Raw genomic sequence first — 22,189 nt, 5'->3', positions numbered from 1 at the left:
TCCCGGCCGGCGGATCGCCGGCCGGGGCTCTTGCCGCGTCATGAGGCCAGCAGCTTGATGAGCAGGGCGCGTAGCTCCCGCTCGGCGTCGGCGCCGAGGATGTCGAGGACCTCGGCCCGCAGGCGCGCGGCGACTTCTCGGACGGCGACGAGGCGCTGCCTGCCGAGGTCCGTGAGCTCCAGCGCGTAACGGCGGCGGTCGCCGGGGTCCTGACCTCTGGCCACCAGCCCGAATCTGACCAGCTCGTCGACGATCTGGGCGGCGGCGGGCTCGGTGATGCCGAGACCGCGGGCGAACTGCTGCTGAGGGCATGGCCCCAGCTCGGCGATCACGCCCAGGGAGCCGAAGTGCCTGGTGCGCAGGCCCAGGTCGGCCAGGAGCGCGTCGCCCATGCGGCGCAGCCGGTAGTGGGCCTGGGCGACCAGGTAGGCGGTGGCCTTGAGCGGCTCGGGCTCCGGCAGCAGGAGGCTCAGCAGCTCGTTGAGCCGCTGCCGTTCGGCCGGCGTGAGGGCGGCGGTGACCCGGGCGTCGCGTTCGGCGACCGCCTGCCGCATGGCGTCCCTGGCCGCGCGGCCCTCCTCAGTGATCGACAGCACGTAGGAGCGCCGGTTGCCGGGGTTGCGGGTGCGGGTGAGGTAACCGGCCTCCTGGAGCCGGTCGACCAGGCGCACCATGATGGTCCTGTTGATGCCGAGCCGTTCGGCCAGCTCGTACTGGGAGTCGGCATCCTGGTCGGCGAGCGTGTCGAGCACCACGAAGTCGCGTGACTGCGGGTCGTCGGCCAGCGCCTCGCCGGTGAAGCGCGCGTACGCCCTGCGCAGCAGCCCTCCCACGGACTCCCGGAGCATCATCGGGAGCGTCTGATCCGCCACTGTCCCACCTCCGGCGCGCAGCTTACCCAAGACGGTGATGGTTACCTGCCCAATTAGTTGGCAGATTGACGGTTTTGCTCAGGGATGGTTATGGTCATTGACGTCTCTAGGAGAGGATCGACATGACCTACAAGCTCGACATGACGATGATGTTCGCGATGCACGACGCTCTCCGGCGTGAGCTGGAGCGCATCGCCCGCGTGGCGGCCAGACCGGGCGACGACCCCCGGCAGGCGCTGCGGACGGCCGTCGGCTGGGAGCTGTTCAAGACCTTCCTGCTGGTGCACCACACCGCCGAGGACCTCGCCATCTGGCCCGTCATGCGGCGTGAGTTGAGCGGGGACGACCTGCTCCTGCTGGACGCGATGGAGTCCGAGCACGCCGCCATCGACCCGCTGCTCGAAAGCATGGACGCCGCGCTGACCGACCGCGAGCACGGCCTGGAGAGACTCGGCGGCCTGGTCGACGCCCTCGTCACCAAACTGGGCGGCCACCTGCGCCACGAGGAGTCGGAAGGGCTCCCGCTGATCGACGCCACGCTGACCGAGGAGCAGTGGCGCCGGTTCGGCGAGGTCCACCGCGAGCGCGTCGGCGCCGACGGGCCGCGCTATCTGCCCTGGGTGCTCGACGGCAGGGACCCCGCGCCCATCCTCGGCCGCATGCCCGCCGCCATCCGCGAGGCCTACCGCGACGAGTGGCGCCCCGCCTACGACCGCCTGACCCTCTACCCCTGACAAGGAGGCCGCCATGCCCGAGATGGACGTGCTCGACCAGAACGTCTTCCTGGAGCAGGCCTTCGGCGCGCCCGTCCTCCGAGACCTGAGCGAGCGGGAACTGGAGCCGTACCGCAGGCCGTACCCGACGCGTGACAGCCGGCGCCCACTGCTGGAGTGGCCGCGCGCGATGCCGCTCGGCGGCGAGCCCGCGGACGTCGTCAGTCGGATCGAGAAGTACGGCGCGTGGCTCGCGGCCAGCGCCGACGTGCCCAAACTCCTGCTGACCTTCGACTCCTCGCCGACCCTGATGGTGGGCCGGGAGATGGCCGCCTGGTGCGCGGCCAACATCGCCGGCCTGGAGATCGAGCACTGCGGGCCATCACGCTCCGGAGGACCGGCCGGAGGCCATCGCGGCGGCTGTCGCCGGCTGGGCCGACCGGCACGGGCTCCGCACCCCCGCCACGGGGTGATCAGAGAAAGGCAAGATTTTCTCCATACACACCGTCATCGAGCCGCTACGTACGGCAGTATCTCCTCGCCTAGGGAGTTGGGGGAGGAGCCGGGTGAAACGGGTCGTTGGGCTGGTGGCCGGGGTCGCTGTGCTGGTCGTCGGGGTGGTGCCGATCGCGGTGGCCGCCGAGACGGGGCGGGTTCCCGCCGTGGAGCGGAGCCTCGGCGAGAGGGTGATGTGGCAGGCATGCCCGGCAACGGACAGCAAGACGGCGGTGGCCGCGAGCATGGAGTGCGCCACGGTCCGGGTGCCGCTCGACCACCGCGAGCCGTGGGGCCACTCGATCAAGGTGGCGATCAACCGGATCAAGGCCAAGGTGTCGCGTGACGGCAACCACCTCGGCACGCTGCTGGTCAATCCGGGAGGTCCGGGCGCCTCCGGGCGCACGCTGGCGCAGTACGTCGCCGCCGCGCTGCCGGGCAAGCTCGCCGAGCGCTACGACGTGGTGGGATTCGACCCGCGCGGCGTCGGCGCCAGCCAGCCGGCGCTGCGGTGCGTGGACCCCGAGGTCTACTACCGGGCGCCGCGACCGGACGCGGTCCCGCGCACCCGCAGCGACGAGAACGTGCTGCTCAGCAGGGCGGCCCAGTACGCCAACCAGTGCGGAAACCTCTGGTCGTGGCTGCTGCCGTACATGACCACCGAGAACGTCGCCAGGGACCTGGACACCATCCGCGCCGCACTCGGCGAGGAGAAGATCAGCTACCTGGGCTACTCCTACGGCACCTACATCGGGTCGGTGTACGCCACGCTCTTCCCCGAGCGGGTCAAGCGTCTCGTCCTGGACAGCGCCGTCGACCCCGACAACGTCTGGTACGAGGCCAACCTGACCCAGGACCGCGCCTTCGAGCGCAGGCACCGCGCCTTCCTCGCCTGGACGGCCAGGCACAACAGCGTCTACGGCCTCGGCCAGACGACGAAACAGGCCAGGTTCGCCTGGTATGCGATGCGTGCCAGGCTGCATGACCGCCCGGCGGGCGGGCTGGTGGGCGCCAGCGAACTCGACGACGTCTTCACCGTGGCCGGCTACAGCGACAAGGTCTGGCCGGAGTTCGCCGCCGCCTGGTCCGCCTACGTCCGGCGGGGCGACCCGAAGCTCCTGATCGCCTCCTACGACAGGCACGGCACGAGCGACGCGGAGGACGAGAACGGCTACGCCGTCTATCTCGCCACCCAGTGCCGCGACGCCGCCTGGCCGCGCGACTGGGCGAGATGGCGGACGGACATGACCAGGATGCACCGCCGGGCGCCGTTCCTGACCTGGCCCAACGCCTGGTACAACGCGCCGTGCGCGTTCTGGCCGGTGGCCGGCGGCACCCCGGTGAAGGTCCAGGGAACCTGGCGGCTCCCGCCGATCCTCGTCATCCAGTCGCGCGGTGACGCCGCCACCCCCTACGCCGGTGCGGTGAACCTGCTCAGGCACTTCCCGACCGCCCGCATGGTCGAGGAGACGGGTGGCAACCACGGCGTGGCGCTCGGCGGCAACCGGTGCGTGGACCGTCACCTGCTCACGTACCTCACCGACGGCACGGTTCCGCCGCAGGGAACGCGCTGCCAGGCGCAGCCGGAGCCCCGCCCGGCGGCGCACATGGGGTCAGGAGGGGTGCTAGGTCACGAAAGGCTCACCGAGGTGCTCGCCAGATGAGCTAATCGATGGCCCTTCGCGTAGTCTGACCATGTGATGCTGCGTACATCGGCGTCGCGTGTCCTCGACGACAGCGACCGGGACGAGGTGCTCGGGCTGCTCGACACCGACCCGGTCGCGAACGTCTTCGTCTCCTCTCGGGTGCGGAGCGTCGGGCTCAATCCGGCACGGCTCGGCGGGCAGATGTGGGGCTTCGGGCCGCGCGGTGCTCTCGCCGGGCTCTGCTATGCCGGAGCCAACCTGGTGCCGGTCAACGCCGGCCCCGAGGCGGTGCACGCGTTCGCCGACCGCGCGCGCAAGCAGGGCCGTCGATGCTCGTCCATCGTGGGCCCCGTCGACGCGGTCTCGCTGCTGTGGGAGCGGCTGGAGCCTCACTGGGGCGCCGCCCGGGCGATCCGCTGGGCGCAGCCGGTCATGGCCACCGCCCGCCAGGCTCCCGTGCCCGCCGACCCTCTGGTGCGGCGGGTGCGGCCGGACCAGTTCGACACCCTGCTGCCGGCCTGCGTGGCGATGTTCACCGAAGAGGTCGGCGTTTCACCCAACCTCGGCGACGGCGGCGCCCTCTACCGCACCCGGGTGGCCGAGCTCATCCGCATCGGCAGGTCCTACGCTCGCGTCGAGGGCGGCCAGGTGGTGTTCAAGGCGGAGATCGGCGCGGTCACCCCGCACGCCTGTCAGGTCCAGGGCGTCTGGGTGCATCCCGAGCTGCGCGGGCGCGGCTACGCGGTCTCGGGCATGGCCGCGGTCGTGGAGGCCGCCCTGGCCTGCTTCGCTCCCGTGGTCACGCTGTACGTCAACGACTTCAACCATTCGGCGCGGGCCGTCTACCGCAAGGTCGGCTTCCGCGAGGTCGACACGTTCATGTCCGTGCTCTTCTAGGCGTCAGCGCCTCAACGCCTTCGCCTGCGTACCAGGACATGACATCCAGGAATGATCCTTGTGACCGGGGCACCGGCGAGGCGCTCGGCCGGCCACTGCGGTTCGAGGGGCTGTCCGAGGCCGAGGCCACGGCCGAGCTGAACGCCGCCATGCCACCGGCGTACGCCGAGGCCTTCCTCGGCTTCTTCGCCGAAGGCAAGCTGGACGAGTCACAGGTGCTGCCCACCGTGGAGCAGGTCGCCGGCCGCCCGCCGCGCACCTTCGCGCAGTGGGCGCGGGCCAACGCCGGCGCGTTCCGCTGATGACCGAGGCCGTCGTCGGCCGCGCCGGGACGGCTCAGAGGCGCACGAGCTTGCCGAACAGGCGCGACAGCTCGGCCTCGGGGTTGGTGGTGAGACCGGCGTGCACAGGGCCGGTCTGGACGATCGTGCTGCGTGGCGCGGTCAGCCAGCGGAACCTGCCGCCCAGCGACTCTCCGGCCAGCGGGCCCGCCTCCGGGCCGCACGCCAGCTCGTAGGCGCCGAGCGCCTCCTTGACGCAGTCGACGTCGGCGGTGGGGTCGAGGGCGCGCAGCCGGCCCGGGTCGAGCTCGACCCGGGCGCAGAGGTAGGCGCGCGGCTGGCAGTAGAGCAGCACGCCCGCGTTGATCAGCTCGCCGCGCTCCACCCGGGGAACCACGCGGATGGTCGCGTACTCGTAGACGTCCCTGCTCACGTGCGGCCTCCGCGCCAGAATTCGCCGACCGATCCCGGGCCCGCACCGTGCGCCTTCGGCGCCGTACGGGTGAGCCACTCTCCCTGGCCGTGCGCGCGCTGGAGCAGGTGCTCGACGTAGGCGCGCCGTACGGCTGCCGCCGTGTCGAAGCCGGGCTCGCCGTCCAGCCACTCGTCCGGCACCAGGGCGGTCACGGTCTCGAGCAGCTCGCGGGTGATCCGCGGGCGCAGCTCACCGGCGGCCGTCCGCAGGTCGCCGGCGAACGGCGCCAGCACGTGGTCGCTCGCGTCGAACGGCCGCTGGGGGTCGGCCGTCCTCCAGTTGTGGTGGAACCAGAGCGCGGCCCCGTGGTCGATCAGCCAGATGTCACGATGCCAGAGCAGCAGGTTGGGGTTGCGCCAGCTCCGATCGATGTTGTGGATCAGGCCGTCGAACCAGACGAGCCGCGCGGCGAACGCCGGATCGGGCGCCCAGGCGAGCGGCTCGAAGCCGAGTGCGCCGGGCAGGAAGTCGACGGCCAGGTTGCGGCCGGTGCTGGCCTTGAGCAGGTCCTGCACCTCCTCGTCCGGCTCGCGGATGCCGAGCTGGGGATCGAGGTCGATGATCTTGAGCTCGGGTGTCCTGAAGCCGAGGCGCCGGGCCAGTTCCCCGGAGATGATCTCGGCGACGAGGACGCGCCTGCCCTGGCCCGCTTCCCGGAACTTCACCACGTAGGTGCCGAGATCCTCCGCCTCGACCACGCCGGGCAGCGACCCGCCCTCCCGTAGCGGCGTCACGTAACGTGTCGCCGCGATCTCTTCCAGCACGCCACGAGGCTACCGCGCCGCGGCGGACGCTCTGCCGGGGCGTCGGAGGGCCGGCGAACCGGCCGAACGGCTGATGGCGGGATGCCCCGGCCGCGGCGAAGGCACCCGGAACGGTAGATCGGGTCAGCGCAGCTTCGCGATGACCTCCTCGGCGAAGCGCTCCATGGTGGCGATCTTGAGGGCCAGGGTGCCCTCGCCGTACTGGGCCTTCTCCTGCGGGGTGGCCAGCCACCAGGGGGCGGCCAGGGTGCCGGTGACGCCCTTGCCTGCGAAGTAGCGGTAGGTGTCGGCGTCGGGCATGACCGCCAGCGGCGCGATGATCTCGAACGGTCCGGTCCTGCCGTGCTCGTCCAGGTGCCGCCTGAGCGACGCGAGGACCTCGTCGAGCTGCTCCTCGGTGTAGATGCGGTTGCCGATCCAGCCGTCACCCGCCCGTGCCGCCCTCTTCAGCGCCGCCTCGCTGTCCCCGCCGACCAGGACGGGGATCCGTGCCTCCGGTGTGGGCGAGATGGACAGGGCCGGCAGGCCGTCGAGGGTGACCGTCTGCCCGGCCCACAGCTCGCGCAGCACCGGGAGCATCGCGTCCAGCCTGCGTCCCCGCGTGTGGAAGTCCTGCCCGGTGGCGACGAACTCCTCCTCGCACCACCCGACCCCCACGCCGAACGACACCCGGCCGGCCGACAGGACCGCGGCCGTGGACACCTGCTTGGCCACGGTGAACAGGTCGCGGGCCGGGGCGATGTAGACGTTCGGCGAGAACCGCAGCGTGCTGGTCACCGCCGCCATCGCGCCGATCGTGACCCACACGTCCGGCCAGTGCGTCTCGGCGTTCCAGCGCGGCCTGCCGGTCTTGGAGTAGGGGTACGGCGAGCCGAAGTCGGCGTAGAACAGGTGGTCCGACAGCGTGAGCGTGTCGAACCCGCACCGTTCGGCGACCCGGGCGAGCTCGACGAACTGCCCGGTCGGCACGAAGGAGGCACCTAGCCAGAATTTCACTGGAACTCCGGGATGACCTTGGTGGCGAACAGTTCGAGGTTGCGCTTGACCGTGTCGAGCGGGAGCACGCCCTGCTGGCCCTGCATGTAGAGGCCGAACCACTCCAGGTCGGGCATCCGGTCGAGCATGCGCTGGATGCCGCGCTTGACGTCGTCCGGCGTGCCGAACAGCGCCATCTCGACCTCCCTCATCCGCTTGGCGTCGCCCTTCTCCGGCGAGATCGGCCGATGCTTCTCATCCTCCTTCTTGCGCAGCACCTCCAGATAGCCGAAGGGGCCGAAGAAGGCGGCGAAGTCCTTGGGGATGTTGCGGCCGTAGGTGTTGATCGCCTCTTCGGTGGTCTCCGCGATGCCGACGATCTTGAGGATGCCGGTGTGCTCGCCCAGCTTGTAGTCGCGGCCCTGCTTGGCCGACTCCTCCTGGTAGAGCTTGGCCTTGGCGGCGTGGTCGTCCGGGTCGGGGGTGAACAGCCACGGCAGGATGTTCTCCTGCGCGGCCCTGATGACCGACCGGTCGGAGATCGTGAAGGGCTGCCACAGCTCGGGGTGGGGGTTCTGGTACGGCCTGGGGCAGACGGAGACCGCCTGCACCTTGCCGTCGTCGGAGATCTCGTCCGGCGCGCCGAACGTCCTGGTCCACTCGACGGCCGGCCAGCCCTCGATGCCGTCGTAGGGATAGGGCACCTCGTAGTCCAGCACGTCGGACTTGTAGCGGAGGGTCTCCTGGGTCCACGCCATCTTCATGATCTTCAGGACTTCGCCGAACACGTCGAAGTTGCGCGTGTCCGACGCCGAGCCGTCGGACCTGGCCGCCGCCGCGTGCCAGCGCTGGCCCAGGACGTTCATCCAGCGGTTCTGGTAGCCGCGGGCCACGCCGAGCCGCAGCCGCCCCTTGCAGAACTGGTCGAGCAGCGCCACGTCCTCCGCCGCCCTGATCGGATCCCAGGCCGGGAGCACCATGCCCAGCGGCGCGAGCAGGATCCGCTCGGTCCTGGCCGCCAGATCGGTGAGGAACATCAACGGGTTGACCGAGAACTCCATGCCCTCGGAATGGAAATGGTGCTCGGTCATCATGAGGGCGTCGAACCCGATCTGGTCCGCGTGCACGGCGATCTCCCGCACCTCGTGCAGCAGCTTCTGATACGACTCCGTGTCTCGCCCGATAGGCCGCTTGGCCTTGGCGTTCTCCTCGGCCGCATAACCGGAGCCGGGAATCTGCGGATTCAGGAAGATGGAAAACTTCACCGGGAGACCTCTTTCCGCGGGGCGTATCTCTGTCGGCAAGCTACTCTAGAAATCTTTGCCGAGCAATCGCTTGGTTGACTTAGGAGGGCTCCATGCGGCTTGGTCTCACGATGTTCGCCACCGATCAGTCCATGCCGGTCCACGAGCTTGCCAGGGCGGCGGAGGAGCGCGGCTTCTCCTCGCTCTTCCTGCCCGAGCACACCCACATCCCCGTCTCCCGTCGTACGCCCCCGGCCAACGGGGACGCCGAACTGGCCGAGGAGTACAAGCGCACCCACGACCCGCTGGTCGCCCTGTCCTTCGCCGCGGCCGTGACCGAGAGACTGCGGCTCGGCACCGGCATCCTGCTCGCCGCGCAGCGAGAGCCGATCGTCACCGCCAAGGCCATCGCCACCCTGGACCACCTGTCGGGCGGGCGGGTGGTGGCCGGCGTCGGGTTCGGCTGGAACGTGGAGGAGATCGAGAACCACGGCGTGCCGTACCGGCAGCGCCGCGAGGTGGCGCGGCGGAACGTGCTGGCGATGCGGGCCCTGTGGCGGGACGAGGTGGCCGCCTTCGACGGTTTCGAACCGTCCTGGTCGTGGCCCAAGCCGATCTCCGGTCCGCCCGTCTACGTGGGTGGCGCGGCGGGTCCCAAGCTGTTCGCGCATGTCGCCGAGTACGCCGAGGGCTGGATGCCGATCGGCGGCAGGGGGATCAAGGAGGCACTGCCGGCCCTGCGCGAGGCGTGCGAGAAGGCCGGGCGGCCGATGGCCCGCGTCATGCCGTTCGGCACGCTGCCGACCCACGCGAAGCTCGGCTACTACGCCGAACTCGGCATCGAGGAGACGGTGCTCGGCGTGACCAGCGGCCCGGCGGGCTCGGTGCTGCGGCAGCTCGACGAGTACGCCCGATTCATGTAAGGGCTGCCATAATGGAGGCCTATGTCCGAGCTCCGTGCCGCTGACCCGCGTCGCCTTGGCGCGTACCGGCTCTCAGGACGGCTCGGCCAGGGCGGCCAGGGTGTCGTCTACCTCGGCCACACCGGCAACGGCGCCCAGGTCGCGATCAAGCTGCTGCACGCCAGCCTGTCGGCCGACCCGGCGGTGCGCCGCAGATTCCTGGCCGAGGTCGAGGCGGTGCGCAGGGTCGCGCCCTTCTGCACCGCCCAGCTCCTCGACGCCGACCTCGAAGGCGACCGGCCCTACCTGGTCAGCGAGTACGTGGACGGCATCTCGCTTCGGGAGCACGTCATCGCCAAGGGGCCGCGCACCGGCGGCTCGCTGCACCGCCTGGCCATCGGCACCGCCACCGCCCTCGGCGCCATCCACCGCGCCGCCGTCGTGCACCGCGACTTCAAGCCGGGCAACGTGCTGCTCAGCCTGGACGGCCCACGAGTGATCGACTTCGGTGTCTCCCGGCTGATGGACAGCGCCGCCACCACCGGCAGCATCCCCCTCGGCACCCCCGCGTACCTGTCGCCGGAGCGCATCAAGGGCGAACCCGCCGGTCCCGCCGCCGACCTGTACGCCTGGGCCCTGACCGTCGCCTACACCGCCACGGGCAGGCACGCCTACACCGCCGACACCCACCAGGAGGTCCTCGCCAGGATCCTGTACGGCAAGCCGGACCTGGGCACGCTGACCGGGAGACTGCGTGAGCTCGTCGACGCCTGCCTGGCGCCCGAGCCGGGTGACCGGCCGGACGCCGAGGAGGTGCTCCGGCGGCTGCTGAACCAGGACATGACCGGCGACGTCCTCTCCACCGGCGCGATGGCGGCTGTGGACATCACCGGCCCACCTCCCGGCCGCTCACCTGGTCGGCCTGCTACGACTGTCGGCGACGCCGATCCCGATCATCCGTCGGAGACCGACGACACCACCGCTCCCACGGCTCCTCCGGCCGGCGTCGCCACCGTCGCGTGGCGAGTGCGAGGGCCGGGCTCAAGTGGCGGCTCCACCGGGAGCCGCAGCGCGCTGGCGGCGCTCGTGGACACGTCCGCGTCCACGTACTCGCCCGCTCCCACCCCGTCGGGGCCCGCGCGGGGGCCGGTCTCCACTCCGTCCCCGTCTCCGGATGCCCGGTCCTCGCCTGCGCGGGCGCAGACTCGGGAGCTGCCCGCGCTCGGACCGGCGCGACCGCCCGCCACGGGCACTCCCGGCAACACGGGCAGCACGGGCAGCACGGCGGGCAGGGTCAGGCGTCGGCCGAAGACGTGGCAGCTGGCGGTGCTGGCCGCCGGGCTGGCCATCGGGATCGCCGCATGGGTGTTCTGGTCGCAGGGCGCGGGCGGGCCCGGGCTGGAGGGCACCTGGACCGGGTCGGCCGAGCATCCGGGCGCCGAGCGCGTGTTCCCGGTCGAGATCCGGCTGGCGGGCGAGCGCGACTCCAGCATGCGGTGGGGGGCCGACCTGCACTGCTCCGGGAGGCTCAGCGGGACCGCGCGGGAGATGGTGTTCGAGCTCGGCGACGTCAAGGGCGAGGAGTGCCATCCGGGAACGCTCCGCATCCAGCCGACCGCCGACGCCGACCAGATGGCCATCTCGGTGATCCGCCAGGGTGAGCAGGAAGTCGCCTATTCGGGCACGATCTCCCGCACCTCGTGACCGCGAGTGTCACGGTCAGGCGGCGATGACCCGGTCACCGTTGACTCTCCGGCACCGGTTGCCTTCAGTGGAAGGGTAAAGGGGTGGCGGCGAGGGGAGGCGCCCCGTGCCAACGGCGCAGCCGCTGAGAACGGGGGACCCGCGGCGGCTCGGCGGCTACGAGCTCGGCGGGCGCCTGGGCGAGGGCGGCCAGGGCGTGGTGTACCTCGGGACGAGGGACGAGGACACGTACGCGGTCAAGCTGCTGCATGGGCCGGTCGGGGACGAGCGGGCGGCGTTCCTGCGCGAGGTGGAGCTGGCCAAGCACGTGGCCAGGTTCTGCACGGCCCAGGTGGTCGACGCCGGGTTCGACGACGGCAGGGCGTACATCGTGAGCGAGTACGTCGACGGGCCGTCGCTGGCCCGCGAGGTCATGCTCACCGGGCCACGCCGCGGCGGCGCGCTCGAACGGCTGGCCGTCGGCACCGCCACCGCGATCACCGCCATCCACCGCGCGGGCATCGTGCACCGCGACTTCAAGCCCCAGAACGTGCTCCTCGGCTCCGACGGCCCCCGCGTGATCGACTTCGGCCTGGCCAGGGCGCTGGACGCGGCGGCGACGCTGACCGGCAGGGGTGTCGGGACCCCCGCCTACATGGCGCCGGAGCAGATCACCGCGTCCGCGGTCACCGGGGCGGCGGATGTGTTCTCCTGGGGCGCCACGATGTGCTTCGCCGCCAACGGCACCGCCCCCTTCGGGCAGGACTCGGTGGCGCCGGTGCTGCACCGCATCCTCACGGCCCAGCCCGAGCTCGGCCGCCTCGACGGGGAGCTCAGGGAGCTGGTCGAGGCGTGCCTGGACAAGGACTCGCGCAACCGGCCCAGCAGCAGGGATCTGCTGCTCGCGCTGCTGGGGGGCTCGGGCGGGCTGCCGGCCGAGGTGCTGCGCTCCCCGCCGCCGCACATCCTCCGCGCGACGCCCGTCCCCGGCTTCGCCGTACCTCCGCCCAGGACCGAAGCCTCCTCCGCCACGCATCCGCCTGGGGAGGTCCGGGTGCCCGGTGCGGATGCGGACACCTCTTCTCCCGGCACGGGTCTGGACGCTTCGCCTCCTGTTACGGCGGGCTCGTCCAGCTCTGATCAGGACGCGACGGGTCCGCACACCTCTTCCCCTGGCGCGACGGGCGGCGGCGGCTCCGGGGCGGCCGACGCCTCGTCCGGTTCGCCTTTCGCCCCCATGGCCGAGCCCGAGGCGACGGGCGCGGCACACGGATTCCGGTTACCCGAGGACCGCCGGCGACCGGAGCAGCGCGCGGCCTTCGGGGACGCCGAACCGCACGGCTCCGAAGCCGCTCCGGAGCGCCCGGCGGACGAAACCTCGCGACAGGTCGCGTTATCCGAGACGGTGCCGAAGCGCCGGAGCCAGGCGCTGGGCCGGGCGGGGCTCGCCGCCACCGGAGCCCTGCTGGTGAGCGCCGCCGTGGTGGTCACGCTGCTGGCGCCGCCGCTGGGTGAGAGGGGCCGGCCCTCGCAGGGCGGCGCGCAACCCTCCGCCGCCGACGTCGGCCCGGTGGCGACCGTGTCCCCGGTGGACAAGTCCACGCCGATCAAGGAGAAGCAGAGCGCCAAACCGCGCAAACCTCCCGCTGACGACCCGCCCGTGGTCAGACCGGTGAGCATCCCGGTGCCTCCCCTGGCGGGTCTCAGCCGGGCGGCGGCCGTCAAGGCGATCCAGCGAGCCGGGCTGGTGGCGGGCGAGGTCACCCAGGTGGACTCCGCGAAGAAGATCGGCGAGGTGCTGAGCAGCCGCCCCGCGGCCGGCACCGCCGTCCCCGAAGGCGCAAGGGTGTCGCTTCAGGTGTCGGCGGGCCTGCGGGTCCCCACCGTCGCCGGCATGCGACGCAAGTCCGCCGAAGCCGCCCTGACCGGTGCCGGCCTTGCGGTCGGCTCGATCACGAGAACCTGCGCGCCCGACCCGAACGGCCAGGTCCTGTCCAGCACGCCGAAGGCGGGCAGCCGCGTCTCGGGCGGCACCCCGGTGTCACTCGCGGTCGCCCGCCACGGCGCCGTCGTGCCGTCGGTGATCGGCCAGTCCCGCGAGAACGCCCGCGCCGCCCTGCGCGCGGCCGGCTTCACCGTGACCATGCGCGGCCAGGTCGTGGAGGACGAGTCGCAGCTCAACCTCGCCGTCGCACAGTCGGTGAAGCCCGGCATCTGTGCCAAGCCGGGAGCGTCCGTGCTGGTCAGCGTGGGCATCTCCCCCCAATCGGGCCCGGACCCCACTGAGCCAACCCAAACACCAACAGAAACCCCCGAGCCACCCGCCAGCCCCTGACGCGGGCCCTGAGTCAGACCCGAACCACCGCCGGGCTCTCCGCGGCGGGCGTCAGCCGCGGCGGAAGAAGTCCAGCACGGCAGGACCCGCGACCTCCCGGAACTCCTCGAAGTAGGCGTGCCGGGCGCCGGGGATCATCAGCATCGACGCGCCGGGGATGCGGCCGGTCAGGAGGGGGGCGTTGGCCGCCGGGTTGAACACGTCGTCGCTCCCGTGCACCACCAGCGTCGGGGCGGTGATGGCAGGCAGCACGTCCCAGGTGTCGTGGCCGGCGCTGGCTCGCAGGTGACGGCGTCGCGCGTGGGCGGGCATGGCCGGGTCCCCGACGGTCTGGTGGGGCCCGGGGTGGCGGGAGAGCCAGTTGGGGGTGTACATCAGCTCCAGCAGCGCCCGCTCCGCCGCCTCGCGGTCGGGCTGGGCCAGCGACCTGCGCACCTCGGCGTCACGTTCGACGCCGTGCGTGCCGCCGGGCGAGGTGCAGCCCAGCACCAGGGCCGTCACGCGGCCGGGATGGTCGGCCGCGAGCCACTGGGCCACCCGCCCGCCCATCGACGTGCCGTACACTCGCGCCCGATCCACGCCCAGGTCGTCCAGGACGGCGATCGCGTCGGTGGCGAACCCCCTGGTGGTGTACGGCGCGTCCGGCTTGCCGCTGTCGCCGGTGCCCCGGTAGTCGAGGGTGATCGTCAGGTGGTCGGCCTCGAAGTCCTCCCTGACGCCGTCCCACCAGTGGTGGTTGTTGGCCTGGCCCGCCAGGAGGAGGAGCGGTTCGCCGCTGCCGCGGACCTGGTAGGACAGCGCGGTGCCGTCCTGGGCTGTCGCTACTGGCAAGGTGGAGACCTCTTGTGCGTTCGAACGGATGGGGCCTCCGGCATCGTAGGCGAACGCGGAATCGCTACTTCAGGGCCCCCGCCGTGAGCCCGGCGGCGATGCGGCGCTGGAAGAGCAGCACGAGCAGCGCCACCGCGGCTGTGATGTGTCCGGCCTTCATCGGGGGGTGCCTCCCAGCGTGACGGTCCAGCCTTCGAGCCGGACCTGTCGGCCGCCCAGGCGAGGAGGTGGCCAGGCCCTAGAGCTCCTCGATCGCCAGTGTCGCGCGCAGGAGGGACTCGTGTACGCGCTCCGGCGGCAGGTCCATGGTGTGCACGACGCCCCACTGCAGCGCGCCCAGCACGGCCCAGCCCCGAATCCTGGCCTCGTCGTCCGGATCCGGGCCGATGAGCTTGGCGAGCACCTCGTCGCGGAAGGTCCTGATCGCCTCGCCCGTCGATCCCGGCGGGGCGTCGTCGGCGCGGCCGATGTCCTCCATGAGCAGGCGGAGCACGGCGCGGTGCCGCACCACGAAGCCGACCAGCGCCTCCACCGTCGCCCGCCTGTCGCCGCCGAAGTCGGCGCCGAGCAGCGTGAGCATGTCGTCGGCTGCGGGCGCGAGCAGCTCGGCGGCGAGCCGGTCCTTCGGGTGGAAGTGGTAGGCGACGGCCGTCTTCGTCAGTCCCACGGCGGCGGCGATGTCGGCAAGTGAGGTGAGGGCGTAGCCGCGCTCGGCGAACAGCTCCTGAGCCGCTGCCAGGATGCGGGTGCGGGTGTCGTCGGCTGTGGTCATCATCTCATTTCCACGGGTGCTACAGCCTTCCCGATATGTCCGGCCTTATCGTATGGCCTGAACGACCGTACAGGACGGGCGTCGAAGAGGGGGCAGGCGATGTCGCGCTTTCTGGGTCGGCTGGGCGGCTGGTGCGCGAGGCACGGACGGATCGTCCTGGCATTATGGGTCATCGCCGCGGCAGTCCTGATGGGCGGCAGCCTCGTGCTCGGCAGCCCGGTGAGCAACGACGCCACCATCCCCGGCACCGACGCGCAGCGCGCCCATGACCTGATGCGCGACGGGTTCGGCCCGGGATTCGAGCCGGGCGGCACCGTACAGCTGGTGGTCTACGCCCCGCAGGGCAAGCTCATCGACGAGGAGCGCAAGCAGGCCGTCGAGCGGGCCGTCGACAGCATCCGCACCCGGCCGCACGTGGTGGAGGTCGACTCGCCGTACCGGACGGGAGGCATCGCCGCCAACCTGCAGATCGGCCTGATCACCGTACGCATGGAGGGGCACGACAGCTCCAAGGTCGCCGAGAACACGGCGGTCCTGTCGAAGGCGGCCGAGCCGGCCAGGGAAGCAGGGCTCGAAGTCGTCCCCGCGGACAGCTCCACCCCCGCCGACAAGGAGATCACGACCGGACCGAGCGAGATCATCGGTGTGGTGTGCGCGCTGCTGGTGCTGATCTTCGCCTTCGGCACGCTCACCGCCGCGCTGGTGCCCATCTTCACCGCGCTCGTCAGCGTCGCCTCGGGGCTGGGGGTGATCGGCCTGCTCGGCCACGTCATGGACGTGCCCAAGCAGGCGGGCATCATGGCCACGATGATCGGCCTCGGCGTCGGCATCGACTACGCGCTGTTCCTGATGTCCAGGCACCGCAAGTTGCTCGCCTCCGGCCTGCCGGTCCAGGAGGCGGTGCGCCGGGCCGTGGCGAGCTCCGGCGGGGCCGTGGTGTTCGCCGGCGGTACCGTGATCATCGCGCTGAGCGCGCTCATGCTGGGCGGGTTCCCGCTGCTGCGCACTCTGGGGTGGATCACCGGGATCTCCGTGGTCACGGCCGTCCTCACCGCGATCACGCTGGTGCCCGCCCTGCTCGGGCTGCTCGGGCACCGGGTCAACGCGCTCAAGGTGCCCTTCCTCGGCCGCCGTCCCGAGTCGTCCGGCTGGGGCGGGCTCGGCGCGTGGGTGGCGCGCCGGCCGTGGGGGGTGCTGCTGGGCAGCGTGCTCGTGCTGGCCACGCTCGCCGCACCCGCCCTCGCGATCAAGCTGGGGCCGCTCGACGAGGGGTACGGCGCGCAGGGCGAGCCGTCCCGGCGGGCCTACGAGCTGATGGCCACCGGGTTCGGCCCCGGCAGCAACGGCCCGATGACCGTGGTCGCGGCCGTGCCCACCGAGGTGAGCGCCTCCGACGCCGTCGTCGAGGAGTTGAGCCGCGAGATCGAGGGCGTCGACGGGGTCGCGCACGTGTCACCGGCCAAGGTCAGCGAGTCCGGCCGGACCGTCATGATCCAGGCCGTCCCCGACTACGCTCCCAGCGATCCCCGGGCCGCCGACGTCGTCAGGGAGATCCGGCGGTTGGACGTGGACGGCGTGGACCTGCACGTGGGCGGGGAGGTCGCCGGGCTCGCCGACGCGGCAGACCGGATGGCCGAGCGCACGCCGCTCGTCATCGGGGTGGTCGTGCTGCTCAGCGCCCTGCTGCTGCTCTTCGCCTTCAGGGCGCCGGTCGTCGCGATCAAGGCCGCGCTGATGAACCTCGTCTCCCTCGGAGCCGCCTTCGGCGCGCTGGCGCTGGTGTTCTCCATCGGGCTGGGCACCGGCCTGATCGGCATGGACGCGCCGGCGAACAGCTCGTACCTGCAGACGATCTTCTTCTCCGTGCCGATCGAGACCTACGTGCCGCTGATGCTGTTCGCGGTGCTGTTCGGGCTGTCGATGGACTACGAGGTCTTCCTGCTGACCGCGGTGCGGCAGGCGTACGTGAAGCACGGTGACAACGCGCGCTCGGTCGCGGAGGGGCTGGGATCGACCGGCCGGGTGATCACCTCCGCCGCGCTGATCATGGTGGCCGTCTTCACGGCGTTCATCGCCTATCCGGACCCGATGGTCAAGACCTTCGGGGTGGGGCTGGCGGTGGCCATCGCGGTGGACGCGACCGTCATCCGGGGGTTCCTGGTGCCGGCGACCATGGTGCTGCTCGGCCGGTGGAACTGGTGGTGCCCGCGGTGGCTCGACCGGCTGCTGCCCAACCTGTCGGTGGAAGGGCACGAGGAGGAGGAGCCTCGGCCGGTCCCGGTGCGTCAGCCCGTCGCCCGGCTGTGAGCTCCGACCCGGTCGAGGCGCTCGGCGCGCAGGGGCACGGCTACGCCGACGGCGGCAGGGCCTGCCCCGCTCCGAGGAACCTGAGCACCCGCTCGGTCAGCAGTTTCGCGGCAGGCCCGTCGTAGTCGGGCAGGCTGCTGTCGGCGAACATGTGCCGGTCGCCGGGGTAGAGGAACAGCTCCGCGTCGGCGGTCGTCTCGACCAGGGCGCGGGCCGCTTCGAGGTCGCCCTCGTCCACGAAGGACTCGTCCCGGTCCATCCCGTGGATCTGGACCGGGACCCCCTCGGGCCAGACGCCGCCGAACTCGGACAGCGGGACGCAGGAGTGGAACAGCAGCGCGCCCTTCGCGCCGGCTCGCGTCTGGGCCAGCATCTGCGCGGGCAGCACGCCGAGGGAGAATCCGGCGTAGACGAGCGCGCTCGGCAGCCCTTCGGCGGCGGCTCGTCCGCGCTCGACGATCGAGTCGAACCCGGCCTCCCTGACGTAGTCGAGGCCCTCCTTGAGCGTGTCGAAGACGCGGCCTCCGTACAGGTCCGGGACGTGGACGGTGTGACCCGCCTGCCTGAGCCTGTCGGCGAACGCGTGCACACCCGACGTCAGCCCATGCACGTGATGGAACAGCAGCACCTCGGCCATTTCGCTCCCTTCGCTCCGCGGCGCCCGTTCGGCGCCGCCAGGACGAGCATCTCCTGAGCCTCCGACATTTCCGTCGCGCGCGGGTCGCGGTCAGGTCTGGACAGAGATGACCACTCTGCGGTTCTTCGCCCGCCCCGCCGGGTCGTCGGCGGCGGCGGGCTTGACGGTGGCACTGTCGAAGTCGAAGAGCACGTCGGCCTTGAGCGCGTAGGCGATCGAGCCGTCGCCTTCGAACACCTCGCTCTTGCCGACCTCGTACGACTTCAGCTCCGCGCCGGGGATCTCCACGCCGGGCACTTCCACCCCGGGCACGTTCAGGCCGGGCACCTCGGCGGCCGGGATGCACTCGTGGGGACTGGGCCGGTGTGGTGCCGGCGGCTTGAGCGGTGGGTGTCTGGCGCTCCGGGCCCCCGCCTCCGACAGGACGATTCTGGATCAATCCGCACGAGGCGAGCACGGCAGTCAACGCCACGGCGCCGACGGCTACTGCGATGCGCATGTCGAACTTCCGGGGGATGTGGCAGGAGGCCCGATCCTAGAAGGGACACCTTCAGGATCCGTATAGCGAGCTGTCGGGCGACCACACCGCGGCTACCCGCCTCCCGGATCCGGCTCACACCCGGCCGCACCCTAAAGTGAAGAGATACGGTCGTGAGCTGGGAGAATCTGTGTTGCACGAGAAAGTGTCGTCCATCTACGACAACGTCCTCCGCCGCAATCCTGGAGAGATCGAGTTTCACCAGGCGGTGCGCGAGGTCCTCGAAAGCGTGGGCCCGGCTCTCGGCAAGCATCCCGAATACACCGAGTCGAAGATCATCGAGCGCATCTGCGAGCCGGAGCGGCAGATCATCTTCCGGGTGCCGTGGGAGGACGACCGCGGCGAGGTGCAGATCAACCGCGGCTTCCGGGTCGAGTTCAACAGCGCGCTGGGCCCGTACAAGGGCGGGCTGCGTTTCCATCCGTCGGTCTACCTGGGGATCGTCAAGTTCCTCGGGTTCGAGCAGATCTTCAAGAACAGCCTGACCGGCCTGCCCATCGGCGGTGGCAAGGGCGGCTCGGACTTCGACCCCAAGGGGCGCTCCGAGCGGGAGGTCATGCGCTTCTGCCAGAGCTTCATGACCGAGCTCTACCGCCACATCGGCGAGCACACCGACGTTCCCGCCGGTGACATCGGCGTCGGCGGGCGTGAGGTGGGCTTCCTGTTCGGCCAGTACAAGCGCATCACCAACCGCTACGAGTCCGGGGTGATCACCGGCAAGGGGCTGACGTACGGCGGCGCCCAGGTGCGCACCGAGGCGACCGGCTACGGGTGCGCGTTCTTCGTGGAGGAGATGCTGAAGGCGCGCGGCACCTCCTTCGACGGCAAGCGGGTGGTGGTGTCCGGCTCCGGCAACGTCGCCGTCTACACCATCGAGAAGGTCCAGCAGCTCGGCGGCGCGGTGGTCGCCTGCTCCGACTCCTCCGGCTATGTGCTCGACGACAAGGGCATCGACCTGGAGCTGCTCAAGCAGGTCAAGCAGGTGGAACGCGGCCGGCTGGACGCCTACGCGGCACGCCGCGGCGAGCACGTCACGTTCGTGCCGGGCCACAGCGTGTGGGAGGTGCCCTGCGAGGTGGCGATGCCGTCCGCCACGCAGAACGAGATCACCGGCCGCGACGCCGCCGCGATGGTCGAGGCCGGCTGCCTGGCGGTCGGCGAGGGTGCGAACATGCCCACGACGCCCGAAGGGATCAAGGTGTTCCTGGACGCGGGGGTCGCGTTCGGTCCCGGCAAGGCCGCCAACGCCGGCGGCGTCGCCACCAGCGCGCTGGAGATGCAGCAGAACGCGAGCCGGGACTCGTGGACCTTCGAGTTCTCCGAGCGCCGCCTGCAGGAGATCATGCGTGACATCCACGGCCGCTGCCTGCAGACCGCCGACGAGTACGGCATGCCGGGCAACTACGTGGCGGGGGCCAACATCGACGGCTTCCGCCGGGTCGCCGACGCGATGCTGGCCCTCGGCCTGATCTAGGGTCCCTGCACGCCGTGCCCCGAGCGGCGCCAGCCGATGAGGCCGCCGTCGAGGGGGCGCGCCCGGTAGCCGTGTGAGCGCAGCAGCTCCACGGCCCGGGGGGAGACCACGCAGTAGGGGCCGCCGCAGTAGGCGATGATCTCCGCGTCCCCGGGGATCTCGCCGAGCCGGTCCCGCAGCTCCTTGAGCGGCACCGACACCGCGCCGGGCACGTGGCCCTCGGCGTAGTCCTCGGCCGAGCGCACGTCCACGACCACCGTGTCCGGATCGGCGAGCCGCTCGGCCAGCTCGCCGGCCGACACCGCCTCGAACGAGCCGAGCCGCTCCTCGATCGCGTCCCGCAGGTCGGCGAGCCGTTCGTGGGCGAACCGCTGGAAGTGGCCGAGGAAGCTCGACACCGGCTCGTCGGCCAGCCGGTAGTAGACCCGGGTGCCTTCCTTCCGGCTGGTCACCAGGTGGGCGGCGCGGAGTTGCTGGAGCTGGGCCGAGGTGTTCTTCAACGCGACCCCGGCCTCCTCCGCGAGCTCCTCGACCGTACGCTCGCGCTGGTCGAGCACGTCGAGCAGGCGCAGCCGCACCGGGCTGGACAGCGCCTTGCCGATGCGGGCGAGGTGCCGGTAGATCGGCTCTTCCGGGAAGTCGGGCATCAGACCATGTACTGGTCGTGGCGCAGGTAGAGCTCGGTCCACTCCTCGTCGCTGAGCTGCCGTCCGGACACGTTGATGTCGGCCAACTCCTCGAAGTAGCCCTCGCGCGGTGCTCCCGGGGTGAAGAGGATCAGCATCGTCGCCGGCTCGCCGGACTCGTTGCAGAAGGCGTGGATGCCGCCCTCAGGCAGGAACAGGAAGTCGCCCGGTGCCCCGTCCGCCCACTTGACGCCGTTGTAGAGCCGGATGCTGCCGGACAGGACGTAGAAGGACTCGGTGATCGTCCGGTGGAAGTGGGGGCTCGGCCCGCCCGGCCGGGGCCCCATCTCCCACCGGTAGAGCCCGAACGCCCCGTTGGTGGAGGCCCCGGTGCCCAGGTAGTGCACCTGGGTGCCGTCGGGGGTCGCGCTCATCCGCAGGTCCGGCTCCTGTCCGCCCGGCCGGAAGATGCCGCTGGTCTCGCCGCTCTCGCCCAGGTAGCGGGCTGGGGGGTACGACATGCCGCCTCCTCTAATCTTCTAATGTTCTTTAGATTAGCGGAAGCTGTACGGGACGGGAAGGCCTCGGGCTCAGAAGACGATGACGGTGCGGGCGACGGCGCCCTGGCGGGTGTGCGCGACCGCGTCGTCGATCTGCTCCAGCGGCAGCCGTTCGCTGATCAGGCCGTTGAGGTCGAGGCGGCCGCGTAGATACTGCTCGGCGAGCATCGGCAGGTCGCGCTGGGGGGCCGCGTCGCCGCCCTGGGTGCCCATGAGGCGGCGGGAGGCGAACAGCACGCCGGGGTCGAGCTCGATCGCGTGGCCGGCCGGGGGGCTGCCGACCATGACGGTGGTGCCGCCGGGCTGGGTGGCGGCGAAGGCCCTGGCGAGGACGCCGGGGACGCCTGTGACGTCGAAGACGTAGTCGACGCCGCCTCTGACCAGGTCGCCCACCTGGGACGGGAGGTCGCCGGGCACGAGGGTGTGGGTGGCGCCGAAGCGTTCGGCCAGCTTGAGCTTCTGGTCGGCCACGTCGGCGGCGATGATCGTGGTGGCGCCCGCGAGGACCGCGCCCTGGACGACGTTCAGGCCGACGCCGCCGCAGCCGACCACCAGGACCGTGGAGCCGGGGGTGACCTTGGCGACGTTGAGCACCGCGCCGACGCCCGTGACGACGGCGCACGCCAGCAGGCACATGGCGTCGAACGGGGCGTCCGGCGCGATCTTCACGCACATGGCCTCGCTGACCACGGTGTACTCGGCGAACGAGCCGATGCCGATGAACCGCCGGGTCTCCTCGCCCGCCAGCGTGACGCGGGGCGGGCCGCCCATGATGGCGGTGGTCCTGGCCCGGCCGGAGCACAGGTGGAAGCGGCCGGCGCCGCAGCCGCGGCACTTCCCGCAGGGGCCGTTCATGGCGATGATGACGTGGTCGCCGGCCTTGACGCCGGTCACCCCCGGGCCGGTGCTCTCCACGACGCCGGCGCTCTCGTGGCCGAGGATGAACGGCAGGCGGGCGACGACCGGGCTCTTGCCGTCGATGGCCTTGAGGTCGGAGCCGCACACGCCGGAGGCCTTGATCTGGACGCGGACCTCGCCGGGACCGGGGTCGGCTATCTCTACGTCGCGGATCTCCATCGGGGCGTGGAAGCCGGTCAGCACGGCCGCGCGCATCAGCATGCGCCCACGCTAGCCCGGCGGCCGATCACGAACAAGCGGTTGC

Annotated in this window: 21 protein-coding genes; 9 read left to right on the top strand and 12 right to left on the bottom strand. The window is 71.4% G+C overall.

Annotated elements, in window-relative coordinates; all coding sequences use genetic code 11:
• Positions 1–38: 38 nt before the first annotated feature.
• The gene (locus V5E28_RS29175) at positions 39–872 is read right to left on the bottom strand and encodes a MarR family winged helix-turn-helix transcriptional regulator (RefSeq protein WP_336211465.1); all 834 of its coding nucleotides are present in this window, start codon (positions 870–872) and stop codon (positions 39–41) included.
• 122 nt (positions 873–994) lie between these two features.
• Here V5E28_RS29175 and V5E28_RS29170 point away from each other — a divergent pair, with 122 nt between their 5' ends.
• The 4 genes from V5E28_RS29170 to V5E28_RS29155 all read left to right on the top strand — a co-directional run bounded on the left by V5E28_RS29170 (position 995) and on the right by V5E28_RS29155 (position 4,925).
• Positions 995–1,606 (top strand): hemerythrin domain-containing protein, encoded by a 612-nt coding sequence (locus V5E28_RS29170; protein WP_336211462.1) that lies wholly within the window; start codon positions 995–997, stop codon positions 1,604–1,606.
• 545 nt (positions 1,607–2,151) lie between these two features.
• Positions 2,152–3,744: an alpha/beta hydrolase gene (locus V5E28_RS29165; RefSeq protein WP_336211459.1), complete on the top strand. Its 1,593-nt coding sequence runs from the start codon at positions 2,152–2,154 to the stop codon at positions 3,742–3,744.
• 36 nt (positions 3,745–3,780) lie between these two features.
• Positions 3,781–4,623 (top strand): GNAT family N-acetyltransferase, encoded by an 843-nt coding sequence (locus V5E28_RS29160; protein ID WP_336211535.1) that lies wholly within the window; start codon positions 3,781–3,783, stop codon positions 4,621–4,623.
• Between the two features lie 38 nt (positions 4,624–4,661).
• A complete protein-coding gene (locus V5E28_RS29155) occupies positions 4,662–4,925 on the top strand; it encodes a hypothetical protein (RefSeq protein ID WP_336211456.1) in 264 nt (87 codons plus the stop codon).
• A 34-nt stretch (positions 4,926–4,959) separates the two neighbouring features.
• Here V5E28_RS29155 and V5E28_RS29150 read toward each other — a convergent pair whose 3' ends face one another.
• The 4 genes from V5E28_RS29150 to V5E28_RS29135 form a co-directional block, all read right to left on the bottom strand.
• The gene (locus V5E28_RS29150) at positions 4,960–5,337 is read right to left on the bottom strand and encodes a DUF3037 domain-containing protein (protein WP_336211454.1); all 378 of its coding nucleotides are present in this window, start codon (positions 5,335–5,337) and stop codon (positions 4,960–4,962) included.
• Entirely contained in the window at positions 5,334–6,143 is an 810-nt protein-coding gene (locus V5E28_RS29145) for a HipA family kinase (protein ID WP_336211451.1), read from the bottom strand. The genes V5E28_RS29150 and V5E28_RS29145 overlap by 4 nt, the downstream gene beginning before the upstream one ends.
• 123 nt (positions 6,144–6,266) lie before the next feature.
• Positions 6,267–7,139 carry a TIGR03619 family F420-dependent LLM class oxidoreductase gene (locus tag V5E28_RS29140; RefSeq protein ID WP_336211449.1) on the bottom strand — a complete coding sequence of 291 codons (873 nt, stop codon included), beginning with the start codon at positions 7,137–7,139 and terminating at the stop codon, positions 6,267–6,269.
• Positions 7,136–8,383 (bottom strand): LLM class flavin-dependent oxidoreductase, encoded by a 1,248-nt coding sequence (locus V5E28_RS29135; protein WP_336211446.1) that lies wholly within the window; start codon positions 8,381–8,383, stop codon positions 7,136–7,138. The genes V5E28_RS29140 and V5E28_RS29135 overlap by 4 nt, the downstream gene beginning before the upstream one ends.
• Positions 8,384–8,475: 92 nt before the next feature.
• Between V5E28_RS29135 and V5E28_RS29130 the strand changes: the two genes are divergently transcribed.
• The 3 genes from V5E28_RS29130 (at position 8,476) to V5E28_RS29120 (ending at position 13,282) form a co-directional block, all read left to right on the top strand.
• Positions 8,476–9,285 (top strand): LLM class F420-dependent oxidoreductase, encoded by an 810-nt coding sequence (locus V5E28_RS29130; protein WP_336211443.1) that lies wholly within the window; start codon positions 8,476–8,478, stop codon positions 9,283–9,285.
• Positions 9,286–9,306: 21 nt separating this feature from the next.
• Entirely contained in the window at positions 9,307–10,968 is a 1,662-nt protein-coding gene (locus tag V5E28_RS29125; RefSeq protein ID WP_336211438.1) for a protein kinase domain-containing protein, read from the top strand.
• Between the two features lie 106 nt (positions 10,969–11,074).
• Positions 11,075–13,282: a protein kinase domain-containing protein gene (locus tag V5E28_RS29120; protein WP_336211436.1), complete on the top strand. Its 2,208-nt coding sequence runs from the start codon at positions 11,075–11,077 to the stop codon at positions 13,280–13,282.
• A 51-nt stretch (positions 13,283–13,333) separates the two neighbouring features.
• Here V5E28_RS29120 and V5E28_RS29115 read toward each other — a convergent pair whose 3' ends face one another.
• Together V5E28_RS29115 and V5E28_RS29110 are read right to left on the bottom strand one after the other, a co-directional pair.
• The gene (locus tag V5E28_RS29115) at positions 13,334–14,113 is read right to left on the bottom strand and encodes an alpha/beta fold hydrolase (protein ID WP_336211434.1); all 780 of its coding nucleotides are present in this window, start codon (positions 14,111–14,113) and stop codon (positions 13,334–13,336) included.
• A 238-nt stretch (positions 14,114–14,351) separates the two neighbouring features.
• The gene (locus tag V5E28_RS29110; protein ID WP_336211432.1) at positions 14,352–14,888 is read right to left on the bottom strand and encodes a TetR/AcrR family transcriptional regulator; all 537 of its coding nucleotides are present in this window, start codon (positions 14,886–14,888) and stop codon (positions 14,352–14,354) included.
• A 96-nt stretch (positions 14,889–14,984) separates the two neighbouring features.
• Here V5E28_RS29110 and V5E28_RS29105 point away from each other — a divergent pair, with 96 nt between their 5' ends.
• On the top strand, positions 14,985–17,192 hold the full coding sequence (locus V5E28_RS29105) for an MMPL family transporter (RefSeq protein WP_336211430.1): 2,208 nt from the start codon (positions 14,985–14,987) through the stop codon (positions 17,190–17,192).
• A 40-nt stretch (positions 17,193–17,232) separates the two neighbouring features.
• On the opposite strand, the gene V5E28_RS29100 is transcribed toward V5E28_RS29105, so the two are convergent.
• Complete coding sequence (locus V5E28_RS29100) at positions 17,233–17,829, bottom strand: dienelactone hydrolase family protein (RefSeq protein ID WP_336211427.1); 597 nt, start codon at positions 17,827–17,829, stop codon at positions 17,233–17,235.
• A 90-nt stretch (positions 17,830–17,919) separates the two neighbouring features.
• Positions 17,920–18,141, bottom strand: a complete 222-nt coding sequence (locus tag V5E28_RS29095; RefSeq protein WP_336211424.1) for a hypothetical protein — start codon at positions 18,139–18,141, stop codon at positions 17,920–17,922.
• A gap of 356 nt (positions 18,142–18,497) precedes the next feature.
• Here V5E28_RS29095 and gdhA point away from each other — a divergent pair, with 356 nt between their 5' ends.
• On the top strand, positions 18,498–19,841 hold the full coding sequence (gene gdhA, locus V5E28_RS29090) for an NADP-specific glutamate dehydrogenase (RefSeq protein ID WP_336211421.1): 1,344 nt from the start codon (positions 18,498–18,500) through the stop codon (positions 19,839–19,841).
• Here gdhA and V5E28_RS29085 read toward each other — a convergent pair.
• The 3 genes from V5E28_RS29085 to V5E28_RS29075 form a co-directional block, all read right to left on the bottom strand.
• The gene (locus tag V5E28_RS29085) at positions 19,838–20,488 is read right to left on the bottom strand and encodes an ArsR/SmtB family transcription factor (RefSeq protein WP_336211420.1); all 651 of its coding nucleotides are present in this window, start codon (positions 20,486–20,488) and stop codon (positions 19,838–19,840) included. The two genes, gdhA and V5E28_RS29085, sit on opposite strands and share 4 nt — an antisense overlap.
• Positions 20,488–20,988, bottom strand: a complete 501-nt coding sequence (locus V5E28_RS29080; RefSeq protein WP_336211416.1) for a cupin domain-containing protein — start codon at positions 20,986–20,988, stop codon at positions 20,488–20,490. The genes V5E28_RS29085 and V5E28_RS29080 overlap by 1 nt, the downstream gene beginning before the upstream one ends.
• Positions 20,989–21,057: 69 nt before the next feature.
• The gene (locus V5E28_RS29075; RefSeq protein WP_336211414.1) at positions 21,058–22,146 is read right to left on the bottom strand and encodes an alcohol dehydrogenase catalytic domain-containing protein; all 1,089 of its coding nucleotides are present in this window, start codon (positions 22,144–22,146) and stop codon (positions 21,058–21,060) included.
• Positions 22,147–22,189: the final 43 nt, after the last annotated feature.

This window comes from Nonomuraea sp. LPB2021202275-12-8, from assembly GCF_037044575.1.
Lineage (GTDB): Bacteria > Actinomycetota > Actinomycetes > Streptosporangiales > Streptosporangiaceae > Nonomuraea.
This window is presented reverse-complemented; position numbering and strand designations above follow the sequence as displayed.